General features: G+C 51.8%; 16 protein-coding genes and 1 pseudogene. 7 read left to right on the plus strand and 10 right to left on the minus strand.

Features of this window, described 5'->3' with window-relative positions; genetic code table 11:
* The first annotated feature begins 74 nt into the window (after positions 1–74).
* Complete coding sequence (locus ACOT0L_RS10090) at positions 75–1,538, plus strand: mannitol dehydrogenase family protein (protein ID WP_126503716.1); 1,464 nt, start codon at positions 75–77, stop codon at positions 1,536–1,538.
* Positions 1,539–1,582: 44 nt separating this feature from the next.
* Here ACOT0L_RS10090 and ydfZ read toward each other — a convergent pair whose 3' ends face one another.
* Positions 1,583–1,786, minus strand: coding sequence for a putative selenium delivery protein YdfZ (gene ydfZ, locus ACOT0L_RS10095; protein WP_003857405.1), 204 nt, complete (start codon positions 1,784–1,786; stop codon positions 1,583–1,585).
* A gap of 287 nt (positions 1,787–2,073) precedes the next feature.
* Here ydfZ and ACOT0L_RS10100 point away from each other — a divergent pair, with 287 nt between their 5' ends.
* Complete coding sequence (locus ACOT0L_RS10100; RefSeq protein WP_023300013.1) at positions 2,074–2,505, plus strand: universal stress protein; 432 nt, start codon at positions 2,074–2,076, stop codon at positions 2,503–2,505.
* Positions 2,506–2,540: 35 nt separating this feature from the next.
* Here ACOT0L_RS10100 and ACOT0L_RS10105 read toward each other — a convergent pair whose 3' ends face one another.
* Positions 2,541–3,227: a GntR family transcriptional regulator gene (locus tag ACOT0L_RS10105; protein ID WP_003857403.1), complete on the minus strand. Its 687-nt coding sequence runs from the start codon at positions 3,225–3,227 to the stop codon at positions 2,541–2,543.
* A gap of 90 nt (positions 3,228–3,317) precedes the next feature.
* Positions 3,318–4,064: a bifunctional NADP-dependent 3-hydroxy acid dehydrogenase/3-hydroxypropionate dehydrogenase YdfG gene (ydfG, locus tag ACOT0L_RS10110; protein ID WP_022647991.1), complete on the minus strand. Its 747-nt coding sequence runs from the start codon at positions 4,062–4,064 to the stop codon at positions 3,318–3,320.
* Between the two features lie 143 nt (positions 4,065–4,207).
* On the opposite strand from ydfG, the gene dcp reads away from it, so the two are divergent.
* A complete protein-coding gene (dcp, locus tag ACOT0L_RS10115) occupies positions 4,208–6,241 on the plus strand; it encodes a peptidyl-dipeptidase Dcp (protein ID WP_126503718.1) in 2,034 nt (677 codons plus the stop codon).
* A 297-nt stretch (positions 6,242–6,538) separates the two neighbouring features.
* Here the strand turns inward: dcp and ACOT0L_RS10120 are convergent, their stop codons facing one another.
* Together ACOT0L_RS10120 and ACOT0L_RS10125 are read right to left on the minus strand one after the other, a co-directional pair.
* Positions 6,539–6,646 (minus strand): YnaM/YnfT family protein, encoded by a 108-nt coding sequence (locus tag ACOT0L_RS10120; protein WP_022647993.1) that lies wholly within the window; start codon positions 6,644–6,646, stop codon positions 6,539–6,541.
* Positions 6,647–6,861: 215 nt separating this feature from the next.
* The gene (locus ACOT0L_RS10125) at positions 6,862–7,089 is read right to left on the minus strand and encodes a hypothetical protein (protein WP_071788017.1); all 228 of its coding nucleotides are present in this window, start codon (positions 7,087–7,089) and stop codon (positions 6,862–6,864) included.
* A 150-nt stretch (positions 7,090–7,239) separates the two neighbouring features.
* Between ACOT0L_RS10125 and ACOT0L_RS10130 the strand changes: the two genes are divergently transcribed.
* Entirely contained in the window at positions 7,240–7,404 is a 165-nt protein-coding gene (locus ACOT0L_RS10130; RefSeq protein ID WP_213083702.1) for a YnfU family zinc-binding protein, read from the plus strand.
* 247 nt (positions 7,405–7,651) lie between these two features.
* Here ACOT0L_RS10130 and ACOT0L_RS10135 read toward each other — a convergent pair whose 3' ends face one another.
* The 3 genes from ACOT0L_RS10135 to ACOT0L_RS10145 all read right to left on the minus strand — a co-directional run bounded on the left by ACOT0L_RS10135 (position 7,652) and on the right by ACOT0L_RS10145 (position 9,430).
* Positions 7,652–7,870 (minus strand): cold shock domain-containing protein, encoded by a 219-nt coding sequence (locus ACOT0L_RS10135; RefSeq protein ID WP_126503720.1) that lies wholly within the window; start codon positions 7,868–7,870, stop codon positions 7,652–7,654.
* Between the two features lie 367 nt (positions 7,871–8,237).
* A complete protein-coding gene (locus tag ACOT0L_RS10140; protein ID WP_045309020.1) occupies positions 8,238–8,927 on the minus strand; it encodes an SOS response-associated peptidase in 690 nt (229 codons plus the stop codon).
* A gap of 263 nt (positions 8,928–9,190) precedes the next feature.
* Positions 9,191–9,430 (minus strand): DinI family protein, encoded by a 240-nt coding sequence (locus tag ACOT0L_RS10145; protein ID WP_006808847.1) that lies wholly within the window; start codon positions 9,428–9,430, stop codon positions 9,191–9,193.
* A 326-nt stretch (positions 9,431–9,756) separates the two neighbouring features.
* Here ACOT0L_RS10145 and ACOT0L_RS10150 point away from each other — a divergent pair, with 326 nt between their 5' ends.
* Together ACOT0L_RS10150 and ACOT0L_RS10155 are read left to right on the plus strand one after the other, a co-directional pair.
* On the plus strand, positions 9,757–10,176 hold the full coding sequence (locus ACOT0L_RS10150; RefSeq protein ID WP_022647996.1) for a translesion error-prone DNA polymerase V autoproteolytic subunit: 420 nt from the start codon (positions 9,757–9,759) through the stop codon (positions 10,174–10,176).
* Between the two features lies 1 nt (position 10,177).
* Positions 10,178–11,446: a Y-family DNA polymerase gene (locus ACOT0L_RS10155; RefSeq protein WP_032671166.1), complete on the plus strand. Its 1,269-nt coding sequence runs from the start codon at positions 10,178–10,180 to the stop codon at positions 11,444–11,446.
* 79 nt (positions 11,447–11,525) lie between these two features.
* Here the strand turns inward: ACOT0L_RS10155 and ACOT0L_RS10160 are convergent.
* A pseudogene (locus ACOT0L_RS10160) lies at positions 11,526–11,630 on the minus strand (ASCH domain-containing protein); the annotation flags it as partial.
* Positions 11,631–11,747: 117 nt separating this feature from the next.
* Between ACOT0L_RS10160 and ACOT0L_RS10165 the strand changes: the two are divergent.
* Complete coding sequence (locus ACOT0L_RS10165; protein WP_023300017.1) at positions 11,748–12,509, plus strand: OBAP family protein; 762 nt, start codon at positions 11,748–11,750, stop codon at positions 12,507–12,509.
* 74 nt (positions 12,510–12,583) lie between these two features.
* On the opposite strand, the gene ACOT0L_RS10170 is transcribed toward ACOT0L_RS10165, so the two are convergent.
* On the minus strand, positions 12,584–15,892 hold the full coding sequence (locus ACOT0L_RS10170) for an autotransporter outer membrane beta-barrel domain-containing protein (RefSeq protein WP_185817714.1): 3,309 nt from the start codon (positions 15,890–15,892) through the stop codon (positions 12,584–12,586).
* Positions 15,893–15,897 lie beyond the last annotated feature (5 nt).

The following is a 15,897-nucleotide window of genomic DNA, read 5'->3' on the forward strand; positions in this document are numbered from 1 at the left end:
AGTCAGCAGGCGCTGCCGCTCTGAAAAGGAAGCGGCAGCGGATCACAGCGTTCATTAATTAACGAGTCTCAATCATGGAAAACCAGTTATTACAGGCGAAGGCAACGCGTCCTCAGTACGATCGCGACAGCCTCAAGGCACGCATTGTTCATTTAGGGTTTGGCGCGTTTCACCGCGCGCACCAGGCGGTGTACACCGATATACTCGCCGCAGAACAGGGCAGCGACTGGGGTTACTGCGAAGTTAACCTGATTGGCGGCGAACAGCAGATCGCCGATCTGAAGGCACAGGATAATCTTTATACCGTGGCAGAGATGTCTGCCGATGCGTGGACGGCGCGCGTGATCGGCGTCGTCAAAAACGCGCTGCATGCGCAGATCGACGGGCTGGAAACCGTGCTGGCGGCGCTGTGTGAGCCGCAGGTCGCCATTGTTTCCCTGACCATCACCGAGAAAGGGTATTGCCACTCCCCGGCAACAGGACAACTGATGTTCGATCATCCGTTAATTGTTGCCGACCTGAAAAACCCGCATCAGCCGAAATCGGCGCCGGGCGTGGTGGTTGAAGCGTTGGCGCGGCGTAAGGCGGCCGGGCTGCCAGCATTCAGCGTAATGTCATGCGATAACATGCCGGAGAACGGCCACGTGATGCGCAATGTCACCTGCGCCTACGCGCGCGCTGTTGACGGCGAACTGGCAGACTGGATTGAAGCGAACGTCACCTTCCCGTCAACCATGGTGGACCGTATTGTGCCCGCCGTCACGGCTGATACGCTGGATAAAATCGAACAGCTGACCGGCGTACGCGATCCGGCAGGTGTCGCCTGCGAGCCGTTCCGTCAGTGGGTGGTGGAAGATAATTTTGTCGCCGGACGTCCCCAGTGGGAAAAGGCCGGTGCGGAACTGGTTTCTGATGTCATTCCGTTTGAAGAGATGAAGCTGCGTATGCTTAACGGCAGCCACTCGTTCCTGGCCTATCTCGGCTACCTGGCCGGTTATCAGCACATTAACGACTGCATGGAAGATGAACATTATCGCGCAGCCGCGCATGCGCTGATGCTGATAGAGCAGGCGCCGACGTTGAAAGTGCGGGGCGTGGATTTGGGTCGTTATGCCGACCAGCTGATTGCGCGTTACAGCAATCCGGCCCTGCGTCACCGCACCTGGCAAATCGCCATGGACGGTAGCCAGAAATTGCCGCAGCGCATGCTCGATTCCGTGCGCTGGCACCTTGTCCACCAGAAACCCTTCCCGCTGCTGGCCCTCGGCGTGGCGGGCTGGATGCGTTATGTCGGCGGTGTGGATGAGCAGGGTAACGCGATTGAGGTGAGCGATCCGCAGCTGGCGGTGATTCAGGCGGCGGTAAACGGTAGCGCTGAAGGTGAAAGCCGCGTTAGCGCGCTGTTGGGCATTGAGGCTATTTTCGGTAACGAGCTGCCGAAGGACACGGTATTCGTGGCTGCCGTCATGCAGGCCTATCAAACGTTGCTGCAAAAAGGCGCGAAGGCCACGGTTGCTGAGTACGCAGCCCGGCTTTAACGCTTTGACATGCCGCCGTTCGCGGCGGCATGTCGGGGCACAGCTTAGTGCATCCCCAGGCGAATCAGCTCAATCGGTTCGAACTTACCTTCGCATCCTTCCACTTCAACCGTTTTACCACGACGCACCTGCTCGGCATTAAGGCCGTCGCTGTGGATCGCTTTAATCACGCCGAACTGACCTGTGCCGCTAATCATGACGCGGCTGCCAGTGGTGATTGCATTTCGGTTACGGTCGTATGTCATCATGGTATTTTCTCCTCTCGCACTTATCCGTTACGGCGCTAATTCAACGGCTGCCGTTCACGGGGCACTATTAATACGCCTCTCTTAAACGAAATTATTTGCTTTTGATCAAGCTCACACTTTTTTCTTATTTCCTGATGGCGTTGACGGTTCAGGACACCGCTTTACAAAGCGGACAGTTATTTTCCTTAATTGATAGTTTCCAGACGCAAGTGTTTAGGCTTTGTTTATATCCACAATGCCATTCTGGAGGCAGAAAATAACCCTTCATCGGAAAAGGAGTCAGGCTTATGTATAAGAAAATTTTGATGCCTGTTGACGTGTTTGAAATGGATCTAAGCGATAAAGCGGTACGCCACGCGGTCAACCTCGCGAAATCGGAAGGCGCGACGATCACCCTGGTCAACATTCTCCCTAACAGCAGCCGTTCGTTACTGCGGGGGTTCAATGCCGATATTAAGAAGTTCGAAGAGTATATGACCGCCGAGTCGGATAAGAAGATGAAGGCACTGAAACGGCTCTTTGATATGTCCCCGGAAAATATTGATTGTGAAGTACGTTTCGGCAACGTACGCGATGAAATCATCCAGCTCAGCAAAGAGGGGAAATATGACGTTATTGTTATTGGATCAAGAAACCCGAGCATGACAACTCATCTGCTGGGCTCGAATGCTGAAACTATCCTGCGCTACGCCACTATTCCGGTATTAGTGGTCCGCTAATCACTTCGCCGCAACCGAAAGGGGGCGGCGAGGTTTTATTCTTCGCTGAACCACTCGCGGTTTTCCTGACGAATTAACTGAACTGACTCGCTAATTTCCTGAAGGTGAAGCGTCATCGCTTTATCTACGGCTTCCACGTCGCGTTTTTCCAGTGCGCTGAAAATATCGTGATGCTGGCGCAGCAACATCTCTGGCGGAGAAACATGGTCGAGGCTCATGTAGCGCACGCGGTCGATGGTAGCTTTGATGTTTTCGACGGTATCCCACGCGAGCTGGCACTCGGCGATCTGCGCCAGTTTCTGGTGAAATTCGTCGTCCAGCTGGAAAAAGTCGTTTAGCTGTTTGCGGTCGATGGCAATGCGTTGCTGATGCAGGTTTTGCTCCAGCAGGTAGCACTGGTTATCGTTGATGAGCGACGCGGCGCGACGCACAACGGCGCACTCAATGGCCTGGCGAACAAAACAGCCATTCCGTACCTGCGAAAGCGAAATTTTATTTACATAGCTGCCGCGCTGAGGGCGGATCTGGATAAGGCCGTTTTCTGCGAGCTTAATAAACGCCTCGCGCACGGGCTGACGGGAAACGTCAAAACGTACCGAAACCTCTTTTTCTGAGAGTGGCGTTCCCGGTGGGATCAGGCAGCGAACGATATCACGGCGTAAGATGCGATAAATTTGCTGATTTACAGGCTGGGTAGGATTAAGTTGCGATTCAGCGGCCATGGGTTGTGATTTCTCAGAGAGTTAACCTGAACATACTACCATTCTTTTACCCGTCATCACATACCCGGCCCGCAGGCCGGGAAGGGTGAATTACCCGCGATGCACGCTGAGTCCGGCATAGGTCTGGCTGACGGGCATCATCTCAACCGTGTTGATGTTGACATGCTTCGGCAGCGTCGCGACCCACCAGACGGTTTCGGTGATATCTTCCGGCGTCAGCGCATTCGCATTTTCATAGGTTTTATCCGCTTTCGCGTCGTCACCCTTGAAGCGCACGTTGGAGAATTCCGTTCCACCGACCAGACCCGGCTCAACATCGGTCACGCGGATCGCGGTACCGTGCAGGTCGGTGCGCAGGTTCAGGCTAAACTGGCGTACAAAGGCCTTGGTTGCGCCATAGACGTTGCCGCCCGCGTAAGGCCAGCTGCCTGCGGTGGAACCGATATTAATGATATGACCACGGTTACGTTCAACCATGCCCGGCAGCACGGCGCGGGTCATGTACACCAGGCCTTTGTTGTTGGTGTCGATCATGTTCTCCCAGTCTTCCACGCTGGCTTTGTGGGCAGGCTCCATGCCCAGCGCCAGGCCAGCGTTATTGACCAGCACGTCGATTTCACGCCATTCGGCAGGCAGGTTGGCAATCATCTCTTCAATGGCGGCGCGGTTGCGCACGTCCAGCTGTGCGGTCAGGATGCTGTCGCCCAGCTCGTCTTTCAACTCCTGGAGACGCTCCTGACGACGACCCGTTGCAATCACCTTATGTCCGTTGGCGACGAAGCGACGCGTGATGCTTTCACCAAAACCTGCTGTCGCCCCGGTAACTAATATAATCATCTCACTGTTCCTCAACGCTTTTTGTGTTGTACTACCATAGCACGCACTCGGGCACATCGTTAAGGCAACATTTGTATGACGCCATTGCAGGCCGGAGCAGGCTGGCCTACTCTGGTGAGAAATACCGTGCTCAGGAGTAAACGATGTCGGTCAACAACCCTTTCTTTGACGTTAGCCTGCTGCCTTATCAGGCTCCGCGTTTTGATGTGATAGAAGACAGCCACTATCGCCCGGCGTTTGATGAAGCAATGCGCCTCAAGCGTGCAGATATTGACGCGATTATCGCGCAGAGCGCCGTGCCGGACTTCAACAACACCGTGCTGGCGCTGGAAAAGAGCGGGGCCATGCTGTCGCGCGTCAGCAGCGTGTTCTTCGCCATGACGTCCGCACACACCAACGATTATCTTCAGGCACTGGACGAGCAGTTCTCCACCGAACTGGCCGGGCTGGCGAACGATATCTGGCTAAACGATACGCTTTTCGCCCGCGTGGAAGCCGTCTGGCAGGATCGCGACACGCTGGATGCCGAATCCCGCCGACTGACGGAGGTGACGTATCAGCACTTTGTTCTTGCGGGCGCGCGTCTGAACGCCGATGAAAAAGCCGAGCTGAAATCTCTGAATACCGAAGCCGCCACCCTGACCAGCCAGTTCAACCAGCGCCTGCTGGCGGCGAATAAGGCGGGAGGGCTGGTGGTGGATGATGTTCACCAGCTTGACGGACTCAGTGCGGAGGAGATGGCTGCCGCGGCTCATGCTGCCGCAGAAAAAGGGCTGACGGATCGCTGGCTGATCCCGCTTCTGAATACCACGCAACAGCCCGCGCTGGCGGCGCTGTCTTTGCGCGAGACCCGTAAAAAGCTGTTTAGCGCGGGCTGGGAACGCACTCAAAAAGGCGACGAAAACGATACGCGCGACCTGATCCGTCGGCTTACCGCGTTGCGGGCAAGACAGGCGCAACTGCTCGGCTTTGACAACTATGCCAGCTGGAGCATTGCCGATCAGATGGCGAAAACGCCGGATGCCGCGCTCGAATTCATGCGCGGGATAGTTCCTGCGGCGCGCAGCAGGGCCGCGCTGGAGCAGGCGGATATTCAGAAGGTCATTGACGGCGAGCAGGGCGGTTTTACGGTACAGGCCTGGGACTGGGCGTTTTATGCCGAACGCGTGCGTTCAGCGAAATACGCGCTGGATGAGTCGCAGATCAAACCCTATTTCGCGCTCAATACCGTGCTGGAAGATGGCGTATTCTGGACCGCCACGCAGCTGTTCGGTATCCGCTTTGTCGAGCGTTTCGATATTCCGGTTTATCACCCGGACGTTCGCGTGTGGGAGATTTTCGACCACACGGGTGAAGGCATGGCGCTGTTCTACGGCGACTTTTTCGCGCGTGATTCCAAAGCGGGCGGGGCGTGGATGGGGAATTTTGTTGAGCAGTCTTACGAGTTTGCCGCGCGTCCGGTGATTTATAACGTCTGCAACTATCAAAAACCAGCGAACGGGCAGACCGCGCTGATCTCCTGGGATGATGTGATTACCCTGTTCCACGAGTTTGGCCATACGCTGCATGGCCTGTTTGCCAGCCAGCGCTATGCCACGCTTTCAGGCACCAACACGCCGCGTGATTTCGTTGAATTCCCGTCGCAGATCAATGAACACTGGGCCAGCCATCCGCAGGTGTTTGCGCACTTTGCCCGCCATTATCAAACCGGCGAGCCGATGCCGGATGCGCTGCGGGAAAAAATGCTCAATGCGACCCAGTTTAATAAGGGTTATGACATGACGGAACTGCTGAGCGCCGCGCTGCTGGATATGAACTGGCACGGCATTCATGAGCCCGTTGAAGACGTGGAAGCCTTTGAAGCCGCCGCGTTGAAAAAAGAAGGGCTGGATCTTCCAGCCGTACCGCCGCGCTATCGCAGCAGCTATTTTGCCCATATCTTCGGCGGCGGCTACGCGGCGGGCTATTACGCCTATCTCTGGACACAGATGCTGGCGGACGATGGCTATCAGTGGTTTGTCGAGCAGGGTGGTTTAACGCGCGAAAACGGACAGAAATTCCGCGAGGCGATTTTGTCGCGCGGCAACAGCACTGATTTAGCTGAACTTTACCGGAACTGGCGCGGGCACGATCCGAGGATCGAACCGATGCTGGAGAATCGTGGATTGAGTGCTTAAGGGCTTTTTAGTGTGGAAACAGAACCGGGCGCGATGCCCGGTTTTTTGTTCGATTTTTTCTTCCCCGAAACTCCTCCAAATTCCTCCCCAAAATGAATCCTTAAATTCTGCGAAATTTGCAGGATAACTTTCTTATGGCTGACCCTATATATCAGGGCGAACGACTGGGCAGCTTCCTGCTGCGCCAATGGAGAGGGAATTAATTGTGGAACGTACCCGGGGCTGGAGTGGCGCTGCCTGCGAGGAAAGGTGAATAGGCTGCCCAGTAAATAAAGAGGTTATGGAAACTTGAATACATTACAGTTCATCAGGATTGTTCGATACGCTGATCCCGATCTTGATCAGACTTAAAATCATCAATGCCAGTACCATTGCCACGATAGTAGAGATGATAAGCGTTGTCATAAAGGCCCCCTTTGTGAGTATATCTTTTAGACTGTTTGAATCAAAAAATGTTCCGAGTCCTAAAAAATATATGACATTAGACAGGAATGTATCGTCTGCTAAATGAAAAAAAAGCCTACGCCAGGTAGGCAATACTGATAATTCCTAATTGTTTTAATAATGCTTGTTACTGAAGGTTATCCGCAGTGTTGAGTGTTGGTAGAAGATATTGAAGCTTATAGATACTTCCTGGCTGCATCTAATATTTCCTGAGATGTAAGCTCTCGATCTGATGCAACATAGACAACTTCATGGTCACCTGTTAAAGAGGGAAAACCGGCTGACATTATCGGAAGGTTTATCCCTTCTCCATTAGGGTATTGTTCGCGTATTGATGTCACGCCCTTAAGTACGGTGATTACTTTACCTGGTTTACCATTAAAGAAAATAATTACTTTTTTCATGTATCACCATGTATTTCAGGGAGTTTTATGGCCCAGGGTTGTTCGAAAGGGGGTTGATTTATTGACGTTTAGTTACCTCTTTCGAAATTAAAACAAGCAATATTCTGCCTTAACGTGTACTGTAGCAGTCCATTTGTACTGGAGAAGCTTATGTCTGCACGTAAAAACACGCAATTCCGCCGAAATTATTTAGTCAAATGCCCTTGTCCAAACTGCACAAGAGACTCGGAGCATAGTTACAATCGTGTACAAAAGGGAGCTCAACTGGTTTGCCCTTACTGCAACGCGTTGTTCAAATCCCCTCAACATTACTAAAAAATCTCATATAATAACTAAGAAGTGATGCTTTTGGAGGCTGCCTAACCTCTTACGCACTTTAATATTTTATAAGCAGTTAGTTTCTGCTTTGAGACTATTCATGCAGCAGTCCTGCATTTCATCACATCGGTCAGCAAATTTGACGGTGCTGTAAATATGCTGGCCTGTTGTAATGATATTCGCAAACGATAAATGACGCTTCTGATTATTTAATTCACAGAAGCTTAAGCGGTCATTGAGGGGGTTATTTATCGCAAAGCGTAACATTTGCAGCTGTCGGACCTTTGGTACCGGCAATGACAGCAAATTTAACTTTTTGGCCTTCAAAAAGAGTTTTGAATGTCTCTCCCTGTAGAGAAGAAGAGTGAACAAGGATATCTTTACTTCCATCGAGTGGGGAGATGAAGCCAAAGCCCTTATCATCGTTAAACCACTTAACAAGACGTATCATTTTTGATGACATAAAAACTCCACTTGAACACTTAAAAGTTACAAGTTCATGAAAAGAAACGCATGATGGCATACGTATGGACTCAAGAGGAGGGGATATCAGAGATAGCACCTGGTTATGAGGACTACTTTGGAAAAGTCAGATTCACATTGCATCGAACCAACCGCATCATTAAGGCACGTGTAGATCTTTTAAGCAAATCTTATTTTAGCCATCTGGGAGGCCATACAGATTAGATTAGCCAATCCAAATTTTTCCTGTGTCGTCAAATTTGATTTACAGCAAGGAAATAATTTGTCCCGTAAAATGACAGGAGTTGTCAAAGGTTTTGACTTCAATAGAGGGAAGGGTTTTATTATCCCATCTAAAAAGTGCAGGTCTAACTAAGATCAGATTTGATTTCTATTTGCTCTATCAAATCCCTCCCCTGGTTTTTTACATTTCCTACTGTACGCGTTACCGCATGCCAGACGAACTTATCGGCGGGCACTGCACCATCTGAAGCTATCTCTTCAGCTTCTTTCCCGCCAACATGCTGTCGCATCCACTCGCGTGCCGCTTCTGGTGACAAAACCAGTGGCCTGCGGTCATGAATGTCGACGAGGCCTTTATCAGCCGCAGACGTCACAATCAGAAATCCCTCGGCTTCATCGCCGCGCTCAAACGGTGTGCTTCCGATCGCCGCCATAAAGATTGGCTGACCGTCGGCCCGGTGGATGAAGTAGGGTTGTTTCTTGTCACCTGACTTCTTCCATTCGAACCATCCATCGGCAAAGCAGATCGCCCGGCCATGTTGCCACAGAGGTTTAAACATTCTGCTGGTGGCCGCGGTTTCTACACGTGCGTTAATCAGTGGTGCTTTGTCCCACCATCCAGGTGCGTAGCCCCAGAACACCGGATCGAGGTGCAGTAGTTCGTCGCGTTCGCTCAGCAGCAGGACTTTGGTACCGGGCGCGACGTTGTACCGGCCAATGGGGGCCGGGTCATACGCGATGTCGCGATCGCCTTCGTCGGCAAGGTAGGCCAGGTATTCTTCACGGGTTTGGGCTTGTGCAAAGCGTCCACACATAGAAACCTCCAGTCGGATGTCATACTCAAAGTATAGGGCAGGGATAAGATGACTTGATCGACATGCAAAAGCTGTATTTTGTACAAGATAACGCGAGAAAATGGGCAGAAATTCCGGGAGGCGTTTTTATCTTGCGGGCACGATCCGAGAAATGAACCGATGCTGGAGAACCGCGGGTGAGTGATTAAAGGCATTACTGGCTGAAAACAGAACCGGGCATTGCGCCCGGTTTTTCCCCGGTGGGCTGGTATTTGTTAACCTTGTTACTCTTGCGTCAGCCACATGTCCGACTCTTCAAACATTTCCTCAAGCATACGGTTCAGCTTTTCCCGGTCGCTTTTGCTGGCATCGCTATTCAGGCCATTCGCCTGCATTGGCTTAACCGTCACGCTGGCATCAGGAAAAATCCGGTGCACACGTTTTGTCAGTTCAGCCAGAATTATCTCCCTGGCTCCCTCCAGCCCCTGTACGTTTCGCTTGTCATAAACCAGTTCAACAAACATTATTTTTTCCCTATGAATATTAATTGTGCGATTCTGTCTGCACGTAAAAATACTACTGTATATGGGTACAGTCAAACGGCATTCCGGCTAAAGAAATGCCATGCCGCCCTTCACCTTGTTTATGTTGATGACAATCTATTCATTTAGCCTTTAAAACGAGCAGTCGAAGCGTTTAATCGTAAAATTTACAAAAACCATAATTTGAAGCCAGAGAGAAACTTACAAACGAAACGGTGAAGGTTTAAACAGTCGCTACGGTTCAGCTGCCTTGCGCGTGCTTCAAAACAAAACTACTGTATATAAAAACAGTATTAGAGGTATGCGTAATGGAATTTATCAGACCTACAGAACTGCGTGAGATTATCGCGCTTCCACTTTTCAGCGATTTAGTTCAGTGCGGATTCCCAAGCCCGGCTGCCGATTATGTGGAGCAGCGCATTGATCTTAATGAACTTCTGGTTGCCCACCCCAGCTCGACGTATTTCGTTAAAGCCGCGGGTGATTCAATGATTGAAGGGGGAATAAGCGACGGCGATTTACTGGTGGTCGATAGTTCCCGAACGGCTGAGCACGGCGATATCGTCATCGCCGCGGTGGAAGGGGAATTCACCGTTAAGCGCCTGCAACTGCGGCCTAATGTTCAACTCAATCCGATGAACAGCGCTTATTCACCGATTATCGTTGGCAGTGAAGACACGCTGGACGTTTTTGGTGTGGTCACTTTTATTGTTAAATCGGCCAGCTGATATGTTTGCGCTCTGTGATGTGAATTCATTCTATGCATCATGCGAGACGGTATTCAGGCCAGATTTGAGAGGCCGACCGGTGGTTGTCCTCTCAAATAACGACGGTTGCGTGATAGCGCGCAGCGCAGAGGCCAAAGCCGCTGGCGTTACCATGGGGGCGCCATACTTTAAGCAGAAAGACCTGTTCCGGCGCGCCGGCGTGGTTTGCTTCAGCAGTAACTACGAACTTTACGCTGACATGTCCAGCCGGGTAATGACCACGCTGGAAGAAATAAGCCCTCGCGTCGAAATATATTCCATTGATGAGGCCTTTTGTGATCTCACCGGGGTTCGTAATTGCCGGGACCTGACTGATTTTGGCAAGGAGATCCGCGAAACGGTTTTGAAGCGTACGCACCTGAGGGTCGGCGTTGGCATAGCCCAGACGAAGACGCTGGCGAAGCTGGCAAATCACGCGGCGAAGAAATGGCAGCAGCAGACGGGTGGGGTGGTTGATTTATCCAATATCGACCGCCAGCGCCGGTTGTTGGCTATCGTGCCTGTAGAGGACGTATGGGGCGTGGGCAGGCGCATCAGCAAGAAGCTCAATGCGATGGGTATCAAAACGGCGCTGGATCTCTCAGAGCAGAGCACGTGGATTATCCGCAAGCACTTCAATGTAGTGCTGGAGCGAACGGTCCGGGAGCTGCGCGGCGAGCCGTGCCTCGATCTGGAAGAGTTTGCACCGACAAAGCAGGAGATCGTCTGTAGTCGGTCATTCGGTGAGCGCGTGACAGAATACGAGCAGGTGCGCCAGGCTATATGCAGCTATGCGGCCCGTGGCGCTGAGAAGTTACGTGGCGAGCACCAGTATTGCCGCTTTATCTCGGCGTTCGTAAAGACCTCTCCGTTCGCTCTGAACGAACCCTATTACGGCAACAGTGCCTCAATGACGCTTCTCACACCCACTCAGGACTCCCGCGACATTATCAACGCCGCGGTAAAGTGCCTCGACAAAATCTGGAAGGAGGGCCACCGCTACCAGAAAGCCGGCATTATGCTCGGGGACTTCTTCAGCCAGGGCGTTGCCCAGCTCAATTTGTTTGACAACAGCGCGCCGCGTGCCGGAAGTGAAAAGCTGATGGAAGTGCTGGATCGTCTGAACGCGAAAGATGGAAAGGGTACGCTTTATTTTGCCGGGCAGGGCATACAGCAGCAATGGCAGATGAAGCGTGAAATGCTTTCACCGCGGTATACGACCCGGTATTCAGATTTACTGAGAATTCGATGAATGTTAATGGCTGTTTTGTGCCAGAAGCGGGCACTGATATAAATGGCAATTGATCAAACGCCAGCCCCTTTACTTTGTCCTACAGGATCTCAACCACTTCAAACTCTTCTGCGATCAACTCCATATCTTCAGAAAAATGGCCTTCGCGGCTGAAAAATCTCTGATGCTCTTTCTGCCAGTATTTAAATGGTGTTCTTAAACGGAACGTACGCCAGTTTGCCGGATGGTTTAATAAAAACTCTCCTGGCGTGTCTGCGCGAATGTACTACTTTCAGTAAAGTGACTTTTACAGGGAGGGTCAATGAAACCATTATCGCTTTTATTATTGTCGAGCCTGACGTTAGTGGGTTGTGGCGCGAACAATACCCCTTCAAATACGCCTGTTCCGGGTGTAAAAACCTCCGTCGGGACGAGCACGCTTGAAGCCGGTGCTCAGCTTATCCAGTCCCGTCCGCCCATTGATGCAATGAGTGCCTACCTTGACGGTTTCCATTTTTATAGCGGGGATAAAAATGGCCAGATGGAAGCCCATCATTATGTAACCGTGTTGAATGAAGACGTGATGCAGGCGGTGATCTACGACGGTAACACCAAAGATGCCCGTTTAATGGGCGTTGAGTACATCATTAGTGAGCGTTTGTTTAACACACTGCCGCCGGAAGAAAAAAAATTGTGGCACAGCCATCAATATGAAGTGAAATCCGGCAGCCTGATTGCTCCAGGTTTACCTGCAGTGGCTGACAAAGCATTGATGAGCAAAATTGTGAATACCTACGGCAAGACCTGGCATACCTGGCACACCGACCGCGATAAAAAGCTGCCGCTCGGCATTCCGGCACTGATGATGGGCTTTACCGGGGAAGGGCAGTTAGACCCTAAACTTCTGGCGGACAGAGATCGACGCTTTGACGTGAGCACGCAAGCCATCAAAGAAGAACGTAAGGATATTGTGGCGCACCCAGTTGCTAAGGGAGCGGATGCCTGGCAACGTGGTGAAGAGATCCAGCTTAAGCGGGTTAAAGGTTCAGGTGAGCATGGCCAGGGCGACACAAGCCATTTTTGATATCAAAAGCCTTCAGGAATACCCCGGCAACGCCGGGGACAGGGCCAGTCCTATTATTTTCTCGTCCTCAGACATCAGAAACGCCAGGTGGCTGAAAGATTACCTGCAATCGAGTCATAGCCAGAACGAAACATTTCGCTTTCAACCCCGATGCCCAATTCGACATCAGCGTTGATTTTATAGCTCATACCTGCCTTAACACCCAGAGTGTCACGACCAGTCACCTGATTCCTGGAACTAAACCCTGTGCTTCGATAGTTGGCGAAAGAGGCTTGTTGCACTACGTTGCCATCAAGCAGTTCATGATCCCAGCTGAGCTGCAGCTCAGCTGCGAACGATGCCCCTGAAGCGAGGGGTACATTCCAGTTACCATTCACCCCGATACTTGATCTCAGAGAATCGAAGGTCTGCGAACCCAGCATCAGTCGGCTGCCGTCATTGCCGCTTTCCTTCACGCCGGGACGATGTAATGTGGTGTAATTCAATGACGTTACCGGTCCGGCGTTCACATTATTATTCAGCGCCCATCGATAGCCTCCGCCGGCCGTAACAGAACCTGACAATCCGGTCCAGGTGGCATGGTGGCTTGCTCCGTAAGTTTCTACATTAATGTTTCTGTCCAGCCAGCTGTCTTCAATACCCAATCGGCCAGTGCCGAATAAATACATTCCTTCGGACCTTTCAGCGCCGTAACGAGCATGAACACCCAGATCGAAAGCAGTGGTTTTCCCGGTTGTGGTTTCTGGTGATTTCACCGTCACCGACTGACCGCTGACCGCACCATGAAAGCCATAAATCCAGTTGTGATTCTCATCGTTTTGTTTTTCAGCACCGAATACAATGCCATAACTGCTGGCGTCGTACCCTACACTGTCACCCTGACGCTGTTGCCAGAAGCCGCCGCCAAAGGGTATGGCAAAGCTGCGCCATTCGCCTTCCGTCAGTTGCTTCGGCATAACCACAGGATTTGGCCCGCCAACGATCCGCGCTATCTGCTGTTCACGCTGCAGGGAACTTGCGAACATGGCGCTGTAGGCGCCCGCAGAAAGTTGCGGCAAGGCATTGCTGATACTCCCGCCATCAGTGGCTGAGAAATCCAGAGTACGGTACAGCGGTTGTATATCCGACTTAGCTTCCGCCACAATTTTATCCAGCGCTTGCCCTACCTGCCGCGCATTAGCGTCCTGCGCATACCGGCTGTATGCGTTTGAAGCGCGCAGCATTGAGAGCTGCCAGCCATTCTTTCCCTGTGGCGTTGTTTGCAGCGTTAGCGTGGGTGAACGGAGCACACTGTTCACCGCACTGAAATTGCCGTCGGAAGCGTCCGTTTTTAGCAAATCTTGCGTATTCAGACGCCAGTTTGTTGCGTACCAGTCCGGCTGCGGCGCAAACGTCAGTTGACCGTCAAATTGTGCGTGACCGTCCACTCGCAGAGTATCATGCCTGCCGCGCCCGTCGACTTCCAACAACAACTGCCCGGTATTCCCCTGTTGATAAGCACCGGATATATTGATTTGCCCAAGTGAATTACCCGGAGCAAGGATCCCGTTATTTACAAAGCGGCCTTCCTCATTAAGCGTATAGCTGGCGTTGCCGGACAGGCTGGCACCTGGCGCGATAGTCATGCTGTAAATCTGGAAATCGCCATTAAGCGAGGTTTTCCCTCCGTGCGCGTCCAGTGCCAGATTATTGATACCTTCAATGTTTCCGCGGTACGTAAAGCTGAAATCAGCATCGGCAGCTTCCGTCGCTTGCCCGTACGCATTGGCCTTCCGACCGAAGGTAAGCAGCGTTAACCGCTGTTGGCCATAGTCATCCCGCTGGGCGTAGTCCGAATAAATATCACCCTCCAGCCGGGCACCCGTTAATATATTTATATTACCGACCAGCGCGTTCGGTGATATATAAATCGCCGCGCCTTTACCGGCAACCCGTCCGCTGATGTCGGCATTGTCTACCAGCGCTCCCTGCAACTCGGGTAATAACGCATCGTAATAGCCGTCCACGATATGAAGCCAGGATCCGCGATAGTCCACCTCGTTACCCAGGAGGTTATTGCCAAAATCAAAACTGATACCGACGCCACTGGCTCCCAGTGCCTGAACGTCGCCACGTTGAATAAGGCTGTGCTGTTTACCGTAGGCAAACATCACTCCACGGCCATTAACGCCATCGGCGTATATCCGTACACCGGGATCGATGCTCAGGGTGTTATTTTGCCCATCTATACGGATGCCCGCGCCGCCAGCCCCTGACGTCAACAGGTCCGCTTGTTGAAAGATATGGTTATTACTGCCATACACATGCAGGCCAACTCCCAGATTAGCGGTATTGTATTGACCAGCCAGATAGCCATCCGCCTGCTGATTACGCTGAAAATAGCCATTGCGGTTAACGAGCATTTGCCCGTTGCCATATAGCGAAAAACCGAAAAAGTTACGCCGGTCAATCTGATAACCCATATCCTGCAGCAACGCCAGTTCCGCTTCCATAAACGTGGTGTAATTGCGGTAGTTCTGATGGCTCATCATGCTGTTTTTCAGCTCGATATGGCTCATGTAGTTATCATCGACCGAGCCGTCGTCTGCTAACATTTTCACCGGCACGCCAGGCATGGCGCCTGCAAGGACTTCATCCACATGCCTGCCGGTGAAATAGCCTTTATCAAGCCGTACATCAAAGCCTTGTGGATCCCATCTGTTATTGCATCCATTACACAATATTACTTGCCCTGGCCGGGCAGGATTGCCACGGTCATCGCGCAGATGGCTGGTCCAGGAGCCAAAAGGCACGGTATCGAAAGCGGGCGTGAATGTGCCACTTCCTTGCAGATCGGTAACCATATTGGATATTCCCAGTCCATGTGCCAGCTCATGAACAGCGACGCTGACCAGATCGGCCTTTCCAGTGCGCGGCAATTGCGCGGGCACATAGGGAACGTTATCAAAATCCAGTTTGCCCATGATGAACTGGGCGTGGGAACCAAAGGTCAGCTCTCCGGTATCAATGCCGTTCAATGCGCCTTGCAACTGCGTCAGACTTATAATGCCGTCGGTAACTGAATCGCTGGAACCTGCGGCATTCTCGTCGTTAAACGTCCCCACATTGATAATGGCAGGCAGTTGCCCCGGGCTGGGGGTAATAACCTCAGCCCAGTAACGCATAGCATCGAGTATTTTTTCTTTTTGTTGCTGGCCAAGATCCCAGGTTGACTCAGACGCATTCGGCCAGTCCGGCATAAAGGGGCCGTCGCCAACATTAAAGAAACGCACTTCAAATACCGCAATATTATGTGGGTTATAGACCAGATAGCTTTCTCCTGCATACGGATTATTACTGACAAATAAACCCGTTAATGCAGCCGTCATAAAAACCCTTTTCATATTAA

Source organism: Enterobacter cloacae complex sp. XAL002 (assembly GCF_049236805.1).
Taxonomy (GTDB): Bacteria; Pseudomonadota; Gammaproteobacteria; order Enterobacterales; family Enterobacteriaceae; genus Enterobacter; species Enterobacter intestinihominis.

Bases quoted from the DNA above. Each gene is read 5' to 3' on its own strand.
- ACOT0L_RS10130 (WP_213083702.1), top strand. From the start codon at position 7,240: ATGTCTGCACGTAAAAACACGCAATTCCGCCGAAATTATTTAGTCAAA.
- ACOT0L_RS10100 (WP_023300013.1), top strand. From the start codon at position 2,074: ATGTATAAGAAAATTTTGATGCCTGTTGACGTGTTTGAAATGGATCTA.
- ACOT0L_RS10105 (WP_003857403.1), bottom strand. From the start codon at position 3,227: ATGGCCGCTGAATCGCAACTTAATCCTACCCAGCCTGTAAATCAGCAA.
- ACOT0L_RS10125 (WP_071788017.1), bottom strand. From the start codon at position 7,089: ATGAAAAAAGTAATTATTTTCTTTAATGGTAAACCAGGTAAAGTAATC.
- ACOT0L_RS10140 (WP_045309020.1), bottom strand. From the start codon at position 8,927: ATGTGTGGACGCTTTGCACAAGCCCAAACCCGTGAAGAATACCTGGCC.
- dcp (WP_126503718.1), top strand. From the start codon at position 4,208: ATGTCGGTCAACAACCCTTTCTTTGACGTTAGCCTGCTGCCTTATCAG.
- ACOT0L_RS10155 (WP_032671166.1), top strand. From the start codon at position 10,178: ATGTTTGCGCTCTGTGATGTGAATTCATTCTATGCATCATGCGAGACG.
- ydfG (WP_022647991.1), bottom strand. From the start codon at position 4,064: ATGATTATATTAGTTACCGGGGCGACAGCAGGTTTTGGTGAAAGCATC.
- ACOT0L_RS10090 (WP_126503716.1), top strand. From the start codon at position 75: ATGGAAAACCAGTTATTACAGGCGAAGGCAACGCGTCCTCAGTACGAT.
- ACOT0L_RS10120 (WP_022647993.1), bottom strand. From the start codon at position 6,646: ATGACAACGCTTATCATCTCTACTATCGTGGCAATGGTACTGGCATTG.
- ydfZ (WP_003857405.1), bottom strand. From the start codon at position 1,786: ATGATGACATACGACCGTAACCGAAATGCAATCACCACTGGCAGCCGC.
- ACOT0L_RS10150 (WP_022647996.1), top strand. From the start codon at position 9,757: ATGGAATTTATCAGACCTACAGAACTGCGTGAGATTATCGCGCTTCCA.
- ACOT0L_RS10135 (WP_126503720.1), bottom strand. From the start codon at position 7,870: ATGTCATCAAAAATGATACGTCTTGTTAAGTGGTTTAACGATGATAAG.
- ACOT0L_RS10145 (WP_006808847.1), bottom strand. From the start codon at position 9,430: ATGTTTGTTGAACTGGTTTATGACAAGCGAAACGTACAGGGGCTGGAG.
- ACOT0L_RS10170 (WP_185817714.1), bottom strand. From the start codon at position 15,892: ATGAAAAGGGTTTTTATGACGGCTGCATTAACGGGTTTATTTGTCAGT.
- ACOT0L_RS10165 (WP_023300017.1), top strand. From the start codon at position 11,748: ATGAAACCATTATCGCTTTTATTATTGTCGAGCCTGACGTTAGTGGGT.